Annotated in this window: 7 protein-coding genes and 1 tRNA gene; 3 read left to right on the top strand and 5 right to left on the bottom strand. The window is 73.0% G+C overall.

Annotated elements, in window-relative coordinates; all coding sequences use genetic code 11:
* Positions 1 to 20: 20 nt before the first annotated feature.
* Positions 21 to 96 (top strand) — tRNA-Thr (locus HZU84_RS11445).
* 62 nt (positions 97 to 158) lie between these two features.
* Here the strand turns inward: HZU84_RS11445 and HZU84_RS11440 are convergent.
* Entirely contained in the window at positions 159 to 1,028 is an 870-nt protein-coding gene (locus HZU84_RS11440) for a HEAT repeat domain-containing protein (protein WP_149504112.1), read from the bottom strand.
* Positions 1,012 to 2,592 carry a pre-peptidase C-terminal domain-containing protein gene (locus HZU84_RS20975; protein ID WP_149504113.1) on the bottom strand — a complete coding sequence of 527 codons (1,581 nt, stop codon included), beginning with the start codon at positions 2,590 to 2,592 and terminating at the stop codon, positions 1,012 to 1,014. The genes HZU84_RS11440 and HZU84_RS20975 overlap by 17 nt, the downstream gene beginning before the upstream one ends.
* A 158-nt stretch (positions 2,593 to 2,750) precedes the next feature.
* Here HZU84_RS20975 and HZU84_RS11430 point away from each other — a divergent pair, with 158 nt between their 5' ends.
* The gene (locus HZU84_RS11430; protein WP_180692918.1) at positions 2,751 to 4,523 is read left to right on the top strand and encodes an MbnP family protein; all 1,773 of its coding nucleotides are present in this window, start codon (positions 2,751 to 2,753) and stop codon (positions 4,521 to 4,523) included.
* Positions 4,524 to 4,622: 99 nt separating this feature from the next.
* The gene (locus HZU84_RS11425) at positions 4,623 to 7,151 is read left to right on the top strand and encodes a cytochrome c peroxidase (protein ID WP_149504115.1); all 2,529 of its coding nucleotides are present in this window, start codon (positions 4,623 to 4,625) and stop codon (positions 7,149 to 7,151) included.
* 9 nt (positions 7,152 to 7,160) lie between these two features.
* Here HZU84_RS11425 and recD read toward each other — a convergent pair whose 3' ends face one another.
* The 3 genes from recD to recC form a co-directional block, all read right to left on the bottom strand.
* Positions 7,161 to 9,233 carry an exodeoxyribonuclease V subunit alpha gene (gene recD / locus HZU84_RS11420; protein WP_180692917.1) on the bottom strand — a complete coding sequence of 691 codons (2,073 nt, stop codon included), beginning with the start codon at positions 9,231 to 9,233 and terminating at the stop codon, positions 7,161 to 7,163.
* A gap of 91 nt (positions 9,234 to 9,324) precedes the next feature.
* On the bottom strand, positions 9,325 to 13,161 hold the full coding sequence (gene recB, locus HZU84_RS11415; RefSeq protein ID WP_149504117.1) for an exodeoxyribonuclease V subunit beta: 3,837 nt from the start codon (positions 13,159 to 13,161) through the stop codon (positions 9,325 to 9,327).
* A complete protein-coding gene (gene recC, locus HZU84_RS11410; RefSeq protein ID WP_180692916.1) occupies positions 13,158 to 16,859 on the bottom strand; it encodes an exodeoxyribonuclease V subunit gamma in 3,702 nt (1,233 codons plus the stop codon). The genes recB and recC overlap by 4 nt, the downstream gene beginning before the upstream one ends.
* Positions 16,860 to 16,909 lie beyond the last annotated feature (50 nt).

Raw genomic sequence — 16,909 nt, 5'->3', positions numbered from 1 at the left:
AATGTGAGTCTTGCACCGATGCCGGTGTAGCTCAGTTGGTAGAGCAGCGCATTCGTAATGCGAAGGTCGTAGGTTCGACTCCTATCTCCGGCACCAGACTCTTGAAGGGGTGATTCCATTTCGGAATCACCCCTTTTCTTTTGGAGCGCCAGATCCACTCAAGGCCGGGCGAGCTGCCCTTCCGCGGCCGCGGCGCTGCGCAGCAGGGCCTGACGGACGCCGGCTTCCAGCCCCTCGAAGCCGCGGGATCCGGCGGCTGCCGCGCGAGTCATCTCGACGCCCTGGCGGCTCGAGACGCGGCCCAGCGCCATCAGCGCATGATCGATGTTGCTGCTGCGCACCTGCTGCAGCAGGTAGTCGGTCGAGTCCATCGTGCCCAGATGGGCCAGCCCATGCAGGGCCGACATCGCCAGCGCCGAGCGCTTCTCGCCGGTGTCGGCCTCGACGATGTGGACCAGCCCGTCGAGCGCCTCCGGCCGCGTGGCCTGCTCGAGCACCTGCAGGATGCGGCCGCGCCATTCAGGCGGCAGCCGGCCATAGTCCTCGCCCAGCGCGGTGATCGTCTCGGCGTCGGCCAGCCGGGCCAGCACGCTGATGGCGCTGCGCTCGACCGCCGGATGCGGGCTGCGCAGCAGCGCCTCGCGCCAGGCCGGCAGGCTGGCCGCATCGGCCGTGTCCTCGAGCCGGCGGGCCAGCGCGATCGCGTCGTCGCCCGGAGGCAGCGCGGCCAGCCGGCCGATCTCGCCGGCGGTGGCTCGGGCCGCAGGCGGCAGCGCCGGCAGCACGATCGCGGCCGATGCCCCGCCGCCGAACGGCGAGCCGGCGGTCGATCCGGCCGGGACGACCAGGCCGCCCTCCGTCGATCCGGCCTTCGCCGTGGCGCCGCCTTGCGGCGAAGCCGAAGCGGTGCGATCGCGGGTCAGCCAGACGGCCGTGCCGGCCACCGCCGCCAGTGCCAGCCCGGCCACGACCAGCCTGGCCGACCCCACGCGGCGCGGCGCACGTGAGGGCTCAGGGGATGGTGACATTCAGGCGTCCCGTGTTGTTACTCTCGTCGAGCTCGTCGATCAGGTTCATCGGATCCATGATGATCTCGAGCACATAGCTGCCCGCCGGCACGCCGGTGATGTCGATCCACTGGCCCGACAGGTTGGAGCTGTAGACATCCGCCCAGCCGGCCTGGATGCCCTGGTTGCTGCAGGTGTAGCGCGCCGAAGGGTTGGCGCCGCTGTCGATGCGGGTGATGTCCATCAGGCAGAAGCCCACCTTCTTGCCGGTGCGCACCACCGCACCGCTGCTGTCGAGCAGCCGGTACTGCGCGAAGCTGCGGAAGTGGTAATGGCCGTGGCAGCCGCCCCACTCGAAGGCGCTGTTCGAGGCCGGATTGCCCAGCACCAGATCGGCAGAGCCGATGTTGCGCGTCTGGGTGTTGAAGCGCAGCAGCCGGTGCGTGCCGGCGGTGATGGTGCCCTCCTCGATCTCGCAGGCATTCGCCGCGAAGGTCTCGGTGGTGATGCGCGGATTGGCGGCGTCCATCGCGATGGTGATGTCAGGCTTGCCGGTGCTGGCGGTGCCGGACTGGGTGGCCCTGAGCGTCACGCCGGAGTAGGCGCGGTAGCCGTGCAGCATCAGGAAATAGTCGCCCGCGCGCGGCGTGGCGATCGTGACCGTCTCGGCATTGCTCGACAGGTAGGGCCGCTGGTCCCAGGTCGAAGTGGTGGCGAGCTGCCCGTACTTCACATGCAGGTCGGCATCGCCGCTGCCGCCCGAGATCGAGAAGCTCACGCTGCTGACGCCCGCCGGCACCGCGACGCGGAAATTGGCCACGCTGCCCTGGGCGCCGGCCAGATTGGCCATCGATGCGCCGATCGCCAGCGTCTGCACCGGATTGATGATGGTGTAGGTGCCGGAGCTCACGCTGCTGACCGACTGGCTGCCGGCAAAGGCCGCCGCACGCACCTGGGTGGTCGCGGTGACCAGGATCGGTGCGGTGTAGACCTCCGAGCCGGTGCTCGGGGTGCTGCCGTCCAGGGTGTAGCGGATCACCGCATCGGGCGTGGCCGAGGCCAGGCTGACGCTGACGCGGCCGGAGTGCGTGCCCGGCGCCGGGCTGAAGGTGGGTGCAGCCACCGTCGCCGCCGAGCCGCCGCCGCCGTCATGGGTGGCCTTGAGCGTCAGACCGCTGTAGGCGCTGTAGCCGCGCAGCATCACATGCCAGGTGCCGGCCGCCGGTGCACTGACCGAGACCGCTTCGTTCGAGCCGCTGCGGTAGGGGCGGTAATCCCAGGTCGACAGCGTCGGCTGGGCGCCGCGCCGCACATACAGGTCGGCGTCGCCGGAACTGCCCGCGATCGAGATCGACAGCGTGCGGGCGCCCGCAGGCACCTCGATCGTGTAGTGGCGCTGGCTGCCGTAGGCGCCGGAAATGCCGCCGACCGCGGTGCCGCTGGCCAGCGCCTGCGGCGCGGAGGCGGTCTGGGCCGCAGCGGGCACGGTGACGGTCAGTCCAGGCAGCGCCAGCGCGGCAGCCAGGAGGATGCGGGCCAGCAGCGGTCCCGGTCGGAGTGCGGTCAGTGCTGTCAGTGGGGTCATGTCAGGGCTTGTGTCGGGCGTGTCTGTGTATCAATTCACAAATTATGTTACATGCATTTACATTGATGCACCCCTCCTTTTCGCCGATGCCTTCGCGCATGCGCTCTGCTCTGACATCCATCCCGCTTCTCTCTGCACGGCGGATCGCCCGCCTTGCCGTGGTCTGCCTGCTGCCGGCCTCGGCTGCGGCGGCTCCAGCCGCGTCACCCGCACCACAGGCACCCACGCCACGGATCACGCTGCAGGTCATCGACCGGACCGGCCGGGCACTGGAGCCCGACCGGCTTGGCGCGGTGCAGGACCGGCGCGGCCGGGCGCTGTCGATCAGCCGGCTCGACCTGATGCTCTCGGGCCTGCAGCTGCAGACCGGCGATGGCCGCTGGGTGGGTCCGGCCGGCTGGCATGGCCATTTCCGCGCCGCCCTGCCCGAGCGGCACGAGCCCCTGCCGGGCCTGGCGCCGGGCCGCTACCGCGCGCTGCGCTTCGCGATCGGCGTCGCGCCCGAGGCCAACCATGCCGACCCGAACCGGCTCGCGCCCGGCGACCCGCTGCATCCGCTGGTCAACGACATGCACTGGGGCTGGACCGGCGGCTATGTCTTCGCCGCGATCGAGGGCCTGTGGCAGTTCGACCGCGCCAGCGCCGGCCGCACCGGCGGCTTCTCCTATCACCTGGCCGGCGACATCAACCGCATCGCCGTGACGCTGCCGGGCCCGCTGCAGCTGGCCGCCGGCGGCACGCTGCGCCTGAAGCTCGATGCCGGCCGACTGCTGGCGGCGGTCGACATCTCGAAGGACGGCGACTCGACCCACTCGCGCGGCGACGATCCGCCCTCGCGGGCGCTGAGGGCGGCGCTGGCACGCGCCTTCCGGGTCGAGGCGCTGGCACCGCAGGCGGCAGCGGACCCGCGCAGCAACGCAACCGCCTCCGGCGCGGCCCCCATCGGCACCACGCCTTACCGCTGGAGCGTGGGCGCCCACCTGCCCCGGGTCACGCTGCCGGCCGACAACCCGCTGACCGTGCAGGGCGTGGCGCTCGGACGCCAGCTCTTCGGTGATCCGCGCCTGTCACGCGACGGGCGCATCAGCTGCGCGACCTGTCATGTGCCCGACCGGACCTTCGTCGATCCGGGCCGGGCGACCAGCCGCGGCATCGACGGCCGCGAAGGCCGGCGCAACACCCCGGCGCTGAGCAATCTGGCCTGGAGCCGCCATTTCGGCTGGGATGGCGGACGCAGCACGCTGCGCGAGCAGGCGCTGCGTCCGATCGAGCTGATGCACGAGATGGGCGACCGGCTGCCGCAGGTGGTCGAGCGGCTCGGGCGGGATGCGGCGCTGCAGGCGCGCTTCCGTCAGGCCTTCGGCGGTCCGGTCAGCGCACCGCGCCTGGGCCTGGCGCTGGAGCAGTACCTGCTGACGCTGGTGGCGCAGGACGCGAAGTTCGACCGGGTGATGCAGGGCCGCGCGCAGTTCAGCCCGGCCGAGAAGCGCGGCTTCGAGCTCTTCCTGACCGAGCACGACCCGCGCCAGGGTCTGCGCGGCGCCGACTGCTTCCACTGCCACGGCGGCAGCCTGTTCACCAGCCAGCAGTTCGCCAGCATCGGCCTGCCGCGTCTGAAGGGCCGCCCGGACGATCCCGGCCGCGCCGGCGTCACCGGGCTGGAGAGCGACCGCGGCCGCTTCCGGGTGCCGAGCCTGCGCAATGTCGAGCTGACCGCACCCTACATGCACGACGGGCGCTTGCGCACGCTCGAGGAAGTCATCGACCACTACGACCACGGCGTCGAGCGCGCCCCGAATCTCGATCCCAACCTGGCCAAGCATCCGCCTGCCGGCATGGGCCTGTCCGCCGAGGACAAGGCCGCACTGGTGGCCTTTCTGAAGACGCTGACCGAAGTGACGGAAACACATCGCATCCGTCCAGGAAACTGAGGATCCGCTTAAAAATCGGTCCAGGCGAATGCTCTCCGACCCCCAGATGTAAACAATTGTTTACTCTTGGTAACTCAAGGTATCAATCGGAGAGATCTCATGCGCACGTCTCGCCTCGCTGCCCTGCCGCGCCCCTTGTCCTCGGAGCCGGACCGATGCCACCCACGGGCGCTGCCGCTGATGGGCGCCTGCGCGCTGCTCACGCTGAGCGCCCTGGCGCTGGGCGGCCAGGCCGTCTTCGCGCAGACCGCCGAGCCGGTCAATGCGCCCACCTCGCTGAAGGGCGTCGCCCGGCCGGAGCCGCCCAATCTGGGCGAGTTCGTGCAGAGCAGGACCGAGGCGATCGCGCTGGGCAAGGCGCTGTTCTGGGACCTGCAGCTCGGCAGCGACGGCAAGACCGCCTGCGCCTCCTGCCACTTCCAGGCCGGCGCCGACAGCCGGAGCAAGAACCAGCTCTCGCCGGGCCTGAACCGCATGGCGTCGCTGACGTCGCCGAATCCGGACACCAGCTTCCAGCTCGGTGGCCTCAACTATCAGTTCACGCTGGCCGACTTTCCGCTGCACAGGCTGGCCGACCCGAACAACCGCAACTCGACGGTGCAGCGCTCGGTCAACGACGTGGCGGCCTCGCAGGGCGTGTTCCTGGAGCAGTTCAACGGCGTGACCGGCATGCTGTTCGGCGTGCCGACGATGCCGCCCTTGAGCAACGGCACGCTGCTGCAGGACGCCTACGCCACCTGGTACGCCTCGACCACCGAGCAGCGTGCGCTGGTGGCCGATCCGCTCTTCCGCATCGCCGGGATCAACACCCGCCGGGTCGAGCCTCGCAACACGCCCACCGTCATCAACGCGGTCTTCAACCTGCGCAATTTCTGGGATGGCCGCGCCGAGTTCGTGTTCAACGGCGTCAACCCCTTCGGTCTGCGCGACCCGAATGCACGCGTGTTCAGGAACGTGCAGAACGGCGCCACCTGGTCGATGCAGCCGACCGCCGTGCGGCTGACCCATGCCAGCCTGGCCTCGCAGGCCTCGGGCCCGCCGGGCAACCATTTCGAGATGAGCGCGCAGGGCCGCAGCTTCGCCGACATCGGCCGCAAGATGCTCTATCTGCGCCCGCTGCAGACCCAGGCGGTGAGCAGCACCGACAGCGTGCTGGGCGCGCGTCGCCACGGCAGCGGCCAGGGCCTGAACGAGGCGAACTACGCCGCGATGGTGAAGAAGGCCTTCCGCCCCGAGTGGTGGAACGGCGACCGGCTGATCCAGGTGAATGCCGACGGCTCGAAGACGCTGGTGACGCTGACCTCGACGCCGGCGGCGAACCAGTACACCCAGATGCAGCACAACTTCAGCCTGTTCTTCGGACTGGCGCTGCAGCTCTACCAGGCCACGCTGGTGTCGGACGACGCGCCCTTCGACCGCTGGGCGGCGGGCACCACCACCGCGATGTCGACCTCGGCGCAGCAGGGCTTCGGCCTGTTCATGGGCAAGGGACGCTGCGTCAACTGCCACGGCGGCGCGGAGTTCACCAACGCCTCGGTGCGCAAGATGCTGGCCACCCCGATGGCACGCATGACGATGGGCAACGGCGCAACCGCCGTCTATGACGAGGGCTTCTACAACATCGGCGTGCGCCCGACGCTCGACGACCTCGGCGCCGGCGGGAAGGACCCGTTCGGCAACCCGCTGGCGCTGTCGGCGCTGGCGCAGCTCGGCCGGATGCAGGCGCTGACCGGCATCGCGCCCAATCTGGCGGTCTCCGCCACCGAGCGGATTGCGGTCAACGGCCAGTTCAAGACGCCGACGCTGCGCAATGTCGAGCTGACCGCGCCCTACTTCCACAACGGCGACTCGGCCACGCTGCGCCAGGTGATCGAGTTCTACAACCGCGGCGGCAACTTCCACGACCAGAACCTGGCCGACCTGGATGCCGACATCACCTCGCTCGGGCTGACCGAGGACGAGAAGACCGCGCTGGTGGAGTTCCTGAAGGCGCTGACCGACGACCGCGTGCGCTTCCACGCCGCGCCCTTCGATCACCCCGAGCTGCGCATTCCGAACGGCCATCCCGGCTCGACCACCAGCGTCACGAACGACGGCAGCGGCCGCGCCACCGACGCAACGGTGACACTGCCGGCGGTCGGCGCAGCGGGCTACGCCAAGGGCTCGACGCCGGCGAACTTCCTGAACACCGGCTTCTCGGGCCAGCCGGTGGTGCAGCTGCGCACCGCCTCGGGCGCCTGCGTCGGTGCCTTCCTCAACCTGGGTCTGGCCGGCACGAAGCTGCAGGCGCAGGCCTGCGGCAGCGCCTCGGCGCAGCGCTTCCGCCTGGTGCCGGAGGCCGAGGGCAGCCAGATCCTGGTGCCGCAGCACGCCACCGGGCTGGTGATGAAGGTGGGCTCGCTGCTGTCGACGCTCGACGGCGTGGACATCACCATCGGCCTGAACGACGGCCAGCGCGACCTGCACTGGCGGCTGGAGGAGGTCGCCGCCGGCCAGGTGATGCTGCGCAACCGCCACAGCAACAAGTGCGTCGAGATGGGCTTCGACCTGCTGCTCGGGCGCAAGGCGCAGCAGCGCACCTGCTCCAGCGTGCGCACCGACCAGCTGTTCCGGGTGACGCCGGTCTGATCCGACCGCTCAGCCGCTCAGCAGCCCCGGCAGCCCGCTGGCGCGCCGGGTGCGCCGCTGCAGCGCACGCGCCCAGACGCTGCTGTCGGGCGCCACCAGCGTGAAGGCGCCCTTGGCGCGGGTGATGCCGGTGTAGACCAGCTCGCAGCTCAGCACCGGGTTCATCTGCGGCGGCAGCACCAGCGCCACATGCGCGAACTCCGAGCCCTGCGACTTGTGCACCGTCATCGCGAAGGCGGTCTCGACCCGAGAGAGCCGGCTGGCCATCACCGAGCGCGGCGGCAGGTCGTCGCCGTCGACGAACCAGACCCGCAGGCTGCGCCCGTCGGCCGAGGGCAGCGCGATGCCGACATCGCCGTTGTGCACGCCCAGCGCCGGGTCGTTGCGGGTGACCATCACCGGCCGGCCGGCATACCACTCGCCGGCGGCCAGGCGCCAGCGTGCGCGCGCCCGCGCCTCGATCAGTGCGTTCAGGCCCGCCACGCCCCAGTCGCCCTCGCGCAGCGCGCACAGCAGCCGGAAGCGGTCGAAGGCGCGCAGCACGCCGACCACCCAGCGCTGGTGGGCCGCCTCGTCCGGCCCGTCCGGCCCGGCACGCAGCGCGTCCAGACAGGCGGCATAGCCTTGCGGTGCGCCGGGGCGGCCGTCGAGCGCCAGTGCCACCACCTGCGCCAGCGCGGCCGATTCGGTCGCGCCCTCGGGCAGCGTCAGCCGCGCGACCGCGTCGTCGCGCTCGCGCAGCACCTGCGCGGCGCGGCCGACATCGTTGTCGTTGACCGCCAGCGCCAGCCGGCCGATCGCGCCGCCGAAGCGCCGGCTCTCGCGCAGCATCACCGTCTGCTGCGCCAGCACCAGCGGCGGCGCGCCCGCCTCCCGGTCGCGCGAGGCCGGAAGGCACATCGCCGGCGGCAGCGCCTGGCCGGTGCAGTCGGCGATCCAGCGGGCGCTGTCGGCGTCGTAGTGGCCATGCACCGCACCGCGGCAGAAGTCGCCCAGCACCGCGCCGGCCTCGACCGAAGCCAGCTGGTCGCGGTCGCCCAGCAGCACCAGCCGCGCCGAGGCTGGCAGCGCCGCCAGCAGCGCGGCCATCATCTCCAGATGCACCATCGAGGCCTCGTCGACCACCAGCAGGTCGACCTCGAGCGGATGGCGCGCGTCATGGCGCAGCACGCGGGTGTCGGGCCGCGCGCCCAGCAGCCGGTGCAGCGTGGTGGCCTCGCGCAGGCGCTCGCCCAGGTCGGCCCAGTCGAGCACGCCCGGCAGCGCCTGGCCGAGCTGCTGCAGCGCCAGATCGATCGACTGCTTCAGCCGCGCCGCGGCCTTGCCGGTCGGCGCGGCCAGCGCGATGCGCAGCGTGCGCGGCGCCGGATGCAGCGCGTAGCCCAGCGCCAGCAGCCGCGCGACGGTGTAGGTCTTGCCGGTGCCGGGGCCGCCGGTGATCAGCGCCAGCCGGCCGCGCAGCGCCACCGCGCAGGCGATGCGCTGCCAGTCGGGCCCGTCCTTCGGATCGCGCGGACTGAACAGCCGGTCGAGCCAGCGGCGCACCTCGGCCGGATCGGGCGTCGGCCAGCCGGCGGCCTCGACGGCATCCGCCGGACGCACCCGCTCGCGCACCGCCTGCGCCACCGCCTGCTCGTCGCGCCAGTGGCGGCGCAGGTAGAGCCGGCCGTCGTCCTCCAGCCGCAGCGGTGCGCCCGGCCGCCGGACCTGCGCGGTCTCGACCGCGCCGCTGTCGCGCAGCGCCGCCATCCAGTCGGCCAGCTCGCCCGGCAGGCGCTGCAGCAGCGCCGCCAGCGCCTGCTGCGCCACGGCCGGACCGTCGAGCCAGCCCTCGTCGTCGGCACGCGCGGCCGCGCCGGGGCGACGCTGCGCCAGCAGTTCGGTCAGTTCGATGCAGGTGTGGCCACGGCCCTCGCGCTGCGCCAGCAATGCGGCGGCCAGCAGCAGCTCAGGACCGGCCTGGGGGCACTCGTCGGCCAGCCAGCTCGCCAGCGCCACGTCGATGCGGCGCAGCCAGGGCTTCTGGAGTCTCTTGTCCTCCTTGCTCGCTTCACCCCAGTCCCTGGTGAGCAGGTCGAGCAACTCGGAACGGTCCGGCCTGTCAGCCACGACCGAGACGCAAGGCTCCGGCGTCTCGTCCGAAGGTTCGAACCGGTCAGGCTGCAGGGGCAGGTCAGATCGAGTCATGAGATCCATTGTCCGGGAGCGGTCCGACCGTGCGATCAAGCGCATCGAGCATCTCGGCGGTCGGGCGCAGCAGCACGCAGCCCCGCTCCGGGCCGTGAATGCCACGCAGGAACAGGCAGATGGCGCCGCCCAGGTGGGCCTGCGGGTCGTAGTCCGCCCCCAGACGGCTGCGCAGCAGCCGGTGCAGCGCCAGCAGGTAGAGCACGGACTGCAGCTCGTAGCGATGGGCCAGCACCGCGCGCTCCAGCGTGGCGCGGTCGTAGTCAGCGTCGCGCTCGCCCAGGCGGTTGGACTTGTAGTCGATCACCCACCAGCGGCCCTCGTGCTCGAAGACCAGGTCGATGAAGCCCATCAGCATGCCGTCAAGCTGGCGCGAGACCAGTGCAGGACGATCGCGGCCAGGAAGCAGAGCCTGGCGGCACAACCGGTCGAAGGCGATGCTGTCGAGTTGCTGGCTCGGCATCCAGAACTCCATCTCCGGCAGCAACGTGACGATCTGCGTCAGCGGCGTCCCGCCCAGCGGCGGCAGCGGCGCGGCCAGCACCGCGTCCATCCAGTCCAGCACCTCCTCGGTGCGCTCGCCGTGGCCGGCCCGCTTGCAGCGCCGCTGGGCCATCCAGCGCACCGCCGGCTCGGTGCGACAGCCGAAGCCCTCCTGCGCCAGCAGCTGCAGCAGCTCGTGCAGGAAGTTGCCCGGCAGCGGACCGCTCGGAAAGCGGTGCCAGGCCGGCTCGGCCCCGGTCTCGGCCGCAGGCTCGACGGCGGGATCGCCCGTCGGCTGCACCGCCCATTCCTCGCGCACCTGCTCCTGACGGCGCGGATCGGCCAACAGCGCCGGCAGGCCGGAGCGGTCCCAGACCTCGGCATCGGCATCGCTCTCGGCGTCCGCCTCGAGCCGCGGCGAAGCCGTCGCCTCCTTCAGGTCGCGCACCAGCGCGGTGAAGCTGCCGACCGCCCAGTCGCGATCGAAGGCGGCGCGGTAGACCGGTGGCTCGGCCAGCGGATGCGCCGGCGCACGGCGCTGCAGGCGCGGGCGCCGCGTCACCGGCCGCAGCGGCGTCACCTCGATCGCGCCGGCCACGAACGGATCGGGCGGCCGGAACGCGCACAGCGCCTGCAGGGCCTGTCCGACCTGATCGACCGTCATCGCGGCGCCGCCGCCGAGCAGATGGCCGAGCGCGCTCTGGTGCAGCAGATGCTCGTTCTGTGCACGCGGCTTGCGCGCCAGGCCGACGCCCAGCCACAGCAGATGGCGCGGCCGGGTCAGCGCGACATAGAACAGCCGCAGATCCTCGCGCAGGCGCTCGCGCTCGGCCTCGTCCAGCGCCTCGCCGTCGGGCGCGAAGTCCAGCCGGCGCCGGCCCTCGGCATCGACCCGCTCGACGAACGGCGCATCGCCCTTCTTCACCGGCCGCGCCGACGCCGCGAAGGGCATCACCACCACCGGATATTCCAGGCCCTTGGACTTGTGCACCGTGACGACCTGCACCAGCTCGGCATCACTCTCCAGCCGCACCACCCGCTCGTCGCTGCCGGCCTGACCGCCACCGCTGCCCAGGCCCGAGATCTGCTCGGCCAGCCAGCGGATCTGCGCCTGCTCGCCCTCGAGCCGGCTGCTGGCCGACTGCAGCAGCTCGCCCAGGTGCAGCAGGTTGGTCAGGCGCCGCTCGCCGTCGGCCACCTCCTGGCCGGCCAGCCAGCGCGCCGGCAGGTCCAGCAGATGCAGCGTCTGGCGCACCAGCGTCAGCACGCCCTGGCGCTGCCAGACGCGGCGCAGCTGCGCCAGCAGCGCCAGCCGCGCGTCCCAGGCCACATCGTCGTGCACCAGCCGCGCCAGCTCGTCGAGCGACAGCCCGACCGTCGCGGTGGCGAAGGCCGCACGCGCCAGCCGGGTGTCCTGCGGCTCGGCCACCGCCTGCAGCCAGCGCAGCAGGTCGCGCGCCTCGGCGGTGTCGAAGACGGGATCCTGGTCGGACAGATAGACCGAGGCCACGCCGGCCCGGCGCAGCGCCCGGCGCACCGCCTCGGCCTCGCGGCGGTTGCGCACCAGCACCGCGATGTCGCCCGGCGCCAGGCGGCGCGCCTCGCCGCCGGGGCGGCGAAAGGCCAGGCTCGCGTCGTCGAGCCAGTCGACGATGCGCTCGGCGGCGCGGCGCGCCAGCGTCTCGCGCAGTTCCTCAGCCGGCAGCGGCGTCGGCAGCCACTCGATCTGCAGCGCCGGCAGCGCGGTGTCGCCACGGCCCAGCGTCTCGTCGCGCCCCTTCGCGCCGACCGGATCGAAAGGCAGCGTGGCCTCGCGGCCGGCACCCGGCTCGGCCGGACCACCGAAGCCGAAGGCCTCGCCGGGCCGGCGCTGCTCGGCCTGCAGGAAGACCGCGTTGACCGCACCGACCAGCGCCTTCGTCGAGCGGTAGTTGGTGCCCAGCGCGTGGTGGCGCCCGGCGGTGGCACGGCGCACCGCCAGGTAGCTGTAGATGTCGGCGCCGCGGAAGCGGTAGATCGACTGCTTCGGGTCGCCGATCATCAGCAGCGCGGTGGCCGGATCGTCGTCGGCGACCCGGTAGAGGCGGTCGAACAGCCGGTACTGCAGCGGCGAGGTGTCCTGGAACTCGTCGATCAGCGCGACCGGGTACTGCGCCAGGATGCCCTCGCGCAGCCGCGGGCCGGCCTCGCCCGCCAGCGCCTGCTCGAGCCGGCGCTGCAGGTCGGCGAAGCCGAACTGCGCCGAGGCGCGCTTGAGCTGGTCGAGCCGCTGCGCGATGCGCCGCGCCGCATGGCGCAGCAGGCGCGGGCCCGGCGGCTCCAGCGCCGCCAGCTCGGCCTGCAGCGCCTCGAACTCGGCGAAGGCGGCCGGGATCTCGCCGCAGTCGTGGTTCTTCTTCAGCGCCTCGCGCAGGCCGTCGGGCGTCAGCCGCCGCACGCCGGTGTCGGGCTGCAGCACCAGCCGCTCGGCCAGCGCATCCTCGGCCCAGGCGACGATCTGGCCGTGCCATTTCTCCAGCGACTTCGGATTGACCTTGACGCCGCTGAACGGCGGCTTCGGTCCGTTCTGCTGACGATGGATCCAGGTGAACATCGCCTCGGCCCGCTCGACCCAGCCGGCCTTGAGCGCCAGCAGCCGCGCGCGGCGCGTCTCGACCCAGTCCGGCAGCCAGTCGGGCAGCGCCTGCGCGCCGTCGGCGGTGTCCAGCAGCTCCTCGTGCATCAGCAGCGGCCGGGCCTGGCGGCCCATCGCCTCGGCATCGGGCCACTGGCGGTGCAGCAGCTCCAGCGCGGCCATCGGCAGCGGATAGACCTCGCGGCGCCAGACATCGAGCACCGCCTGCTGCAGCAGCTCGGCCTCGTCGGCGACCAGCTCCTCGGTGAACAGGCTGCCGCTGTCGAAGGCATGCTCGCGCAGCGTGCGCTGGCACCAGGCGTCGATGGTGTGCACCGCCGCCTCGTCCATGCCCTCGGCGGCCAGCGCCAGCCGATGCGCGGCGCGCGAGCGGGCCGCCTCGTCGGCGCAGTCGGCGGCCAGCGCCTGCACGAAGGCGTCGCCGCTGGCCGCCAGCGCCGCGGGGTCGCGGAACAGCCGCGCCGCATCGATCAGCCGCTCGCGGATGCGCGAGGACAGCTCGCGCGTCGCCGCGCGGGTGAAGGTCATCACCAGGATCTGCGCCGGCAGCAGCGCCCGCGGCTCGCGCGTGCCGTGGTCGCCGTGGCCGAGCACCAGGCGCAGGTAGAGCGCCGCGATGGTCCAGGTCTTGCCGGTGCCGGCGCTGGCCTCGATCAGGCGCGAGCCGCGCAGCGGCAGGGTCAGCGGATCGAGCCGCGTGCTCATGGGGCGTCCTCCGCACCGGCCGCGCCGGCGCCTTCGTCCTCGTCGCCGGCCTCGGCATCGCCCAGCGGCTCGACCGTCACGCCACCGTCGCGCACCCAGGCGTGCAGCGGACCGTAGAGCGCCAGCGTCCAGCCCTCGAAGTCCGGCGCCTCGCGCAGCGTCTCCCAGTCGGGAAAGACCCGCGCCAGCGCCGGCTCCTCGCCCTCGCCGGGCAGCGCGCGGGCGCCCTGCCCGCCCTCGAAGGCGGTGCGGGCGCGCTCGTCGGCGCGCTCCTCGTCCAGGCCCTTCAGCCAGGCCAGCGAGGTGCGCAGCGCCGCCGGCAGCGGCGCCTCGCGCTGCCGGCTCCAGCCCGACAGCAGCGCCTCGACCGCCTCGCGGGCGGCCTGCGCCGACGGCGGCTGCAGCCGCAGCACCGCGTCGCGACCGATCAGCCGGCCCTCGACCACATGGCCGCAGGCGGCGGCCAGCAGCAGGCGCAGCCACGGCCGCAGCAGTTTGTCGGCCTGCGGCGCCAGCGCGCCCTTGTCCGGCCCGGAGGTGATCGGGCGGCACAGCCGGCGCGCCTCGATCGCCAGCCACAGCGGCGGCGCCTCGGCCGGCGCGCCGGGCTCGCGCCGCAGCGCATCGAGCCAGTCGTCGATGCGCAGGTCCTGATGCTGCACCGCCAGCTGCAGCGCCCGCACCGGCTCGGACCACCGGTGGCGCGCGCGCTGCCACTCGCGCCAGACCGGCGCGCTCTGGCGCGCGAAGCGCAGCCGCCACAGCTCGCCCAGCCCGGCCAGCGGCAGCTCGCCCCGGCGCGCCAGCCGCGCGGTGCGCCGCAGCAGCTCGGCCCGGCAGGCCGCCAGCGTCATCGGCGCGCCCGTCTCCCGGCCGCGGTCCTGGTCGAGCAGCTCGCGCAGCAGCAGCGTCTCGTCGAGCGCACCCAGCGCCAGCGGCTCGTCGTCGGCGGCCTGCACCGCCAGCGGCGGAAACTCGACATCGAGGCGCTCGCGGAAATGGTGCTGCACCGGATTGCGCAGGAAGCGCTCCAGCCGCGCCAGCGTCAGCGGCTCGTCGTCGCGGGCCGGTGGCGGCGCCGTGGCGGCGCCCGTCGCCGGCCCGGGCAGCGCCGCGCCGGCCTGCGCATCGGCATGGGCCTGGCGCCACTCACGCGCCCAGGTGCCCGGCGCCTCGCCGTCGCCGGCTCGCCCGGTCTCGGCGATCTCGAAGTAGCGCCGGCTGAAGGGCTGCAGCGGGTGCTCGGTCGTCAGTCGCTTCGACAGGCCCGCGCCCCAGCCGGCGTCCAGGTGATCGCGCAGCTGCGCCACCAGCACCGAGGGCGGCTGCTCGCTGTTGTCGCGCACGCTGCGCCCGGACCAGCTGATCGACAGGCCGCGGCGAGCCGCCAGCAGCGCCTCGAGCATCAGCATGCGGTCATCGTCGCGGCGGGCGCGGTCGCCGGGGCGCTGCGTGCCGGGCAGCGCCAGCAGATCGAAGTCGCTGCGCGGTGCGCGGCGCGGGTAGTCGCCGTCATTCATGCCCAGCAGGCAGACGATCTCGAACGGAATCGCCCGCATCGGCATCAGGGTGCAGAACACGACGCCGCCGCCCAGGAAGCGGCTGTTCAGGCTCGGCTCGTCGACGCCGGCCAGCCAGCCCTCGCGCAGCACCTCCAGCGGCACCGGCGGCGCAAAGCCGGCGCCCTCGCAGTCGTCGAGCCAGCGCCCGAGCGCTTCGGTCAGCGAGGACAGCAGCAGCCGGTCGGTCTCGTCGACCGGCTCGAAGAAGGTCTCGAGCAGCCGCACCGCACGCTGCTGCCAGACCGGGGGCGTGGCCGGTGTGGCTGCCTCGCTCCACCATCGGCGCAGCGCCGCGATCAGCGCTGCCAGCGAGCCGGCGATGCCGGCATCCAGGCCGCCGACCTCGTCGTAGGGATCGATGTGCAGCCAGGGCGAAGGGCTCCCCTCGTCGTCCATGTCCTCGTCGAGGCGGCCGTGGGCGTAGCCCAGCAGCATGCGGCGCAGCCCGAACAGGCCGCTGTTGACCTCGCCGCAGGCGCCCAGGCCGAGGCCGTCGCGCTGCGCCGCATCCAGCCCCCAGCGCACGCCGGCGCCCTCGAGCCAGCGCGCGGCGGTGGCGCGGTCCGCGTCCTGCAGCCCGAAGCGCGCCGCCAGCGCCGGCACGTCGACCAGATCGCGCAGCTCGCCGACGGTGCAGCGCTGGCGCGTGACCTTGAGCAGCCATTCCAGCGCCACCAGCATCGGCTGGCGCCCGCGCAGCTTCAGGTCGGCGATCTCGTAGGGAATGCGGCGCGCGTCGCCGGGCGCGTGCTGGCCGAAGACCGCATGGATCAGCGGCGCCCAGGGCTCGATGTCGGGCACCATCACGACGATGTCGCGCGGCGCCAGCGGCGCGCCGGGGCGGCCGTCCGGGCCCGTCGGCGGCTCGGCCAGCAGGTCCAGCAGCCGGTCGTGCAGGATCTCGATCTCGCGCATCGCGCTGTGCGCGATCGTGAAGCGGATCGATCGGTCGTCCGAGGCCAGCGGCGGCGCGGCGGCCTCGCGCTCGACGATCTCGGGCAGCGGCAGGCCGTCGCGGATCGCGCGCTGCACCCGCACCAGCAGCGGCACGCCGCGCACCGGATCGTCGGCCGCGTCCAGGTCCTCGTCGAACAGGTCGATGCGCGGCAGCTGGAAGCGCGACTGCGCGGCGGCCGCATCGTCGAAGCGGTCGAGCATGCGGATGAAGTCGCGCCCCTGCCGGCCCCAGGCGGCCAGCAGCGGATGTGCATGCGCGTGCATGCGGTCGAGCGGGATCTCGGCCAGGTCCAGCCCGCCGCGCAGCGGCTGGCGCCGTCGCAGCGTGCGCAGCAGCTCGCGGCCGTCGAGGATGTCGGCCCAGTGGAAGCGGCAGGGATTGGGCACCGCCAGCAGCACCTGCGCCCGCTGCGACAGCGCCACCAGCGCCTCCAGCGTCTGCCACGGCAGATGGCTGTGCCCGAACAGCACCACCCGGCGCGGCAGCGGCTGGCGCGGCGCGTCGCCCGCCTCGACCGCCGCGACGAAGCGTCGGTGCACGTCGCTGCGCACCGCACGCCGGCCGCCCTCGTCGAGCAATGCCAGCAGGCCGTGCCACAGCCGCGCCTGCCAGCGCTGCGCCTCGGGCAGCGCCATCTCGCGGCCGTCGCCCAGGCGCAGCACCTCGCGCCCGCGACCCCAGTCGTCGAGCCAGTCGGCGCGGTAGATCTGGTACTGGTCGTAGAGGTCGGCCAGGCGCTCGGCGAGCTGCAGCCGGCGCACTGGATCGTCCCGCGCATCGCCACGCGTGGCACCCGCCTCCAGGAACTGGCGCAGCGGCTCGAAGCCGGGCCGCTCGACCCAGCCGGGCAGCGCCTGCATCAGCCGCCAGGTCATCGGCGCCTTGTCGAAGGGCGAGCGCGCCGGCGCGCCATCGCGGCCAAGCATCGCCCGGTACAGCCGCCACAGGAAGCGCGCCGGCAGCTCCACCCGCGAGGCCGCGCAGACACCGCTGCGCCGCGCCAGCGACATCTTCATCCACTCGGCGATGCCGTTGCTCTGCACCAGCAGCACATCGGGCTCGAGCGGATCGAGCGGCTGGCGGTCCAGCCAGGCGAACACCGCCTGCTGCAGCAGCTCGAGCCGGTTGCCGTGCAGCACCAGCAGGCCGGGCGTCAGCTCGTGACGGTGAACGGACATTCCTTCAGGCATCGACATGGGCCGCAGTATCGCCGCTGCGCCAACTGCGC

The organism is Sphaerotilus sulfidivorans, from assembly GCF_013426975.1.
In the GTDB taxonomy this organism is placed as follows: domain Bacteria; phylum Pseudomonadota; class Gammaproteobacteria; order Burkholderiales; family Burkholderiaceae_C; genus Sphaerotilus; species Sphaerotilus sulfidivorans.
Note: the sequence above shows the minus strand (reverse complement) of the source record. Positions and strands in the feature narration are given on the sequence as shown.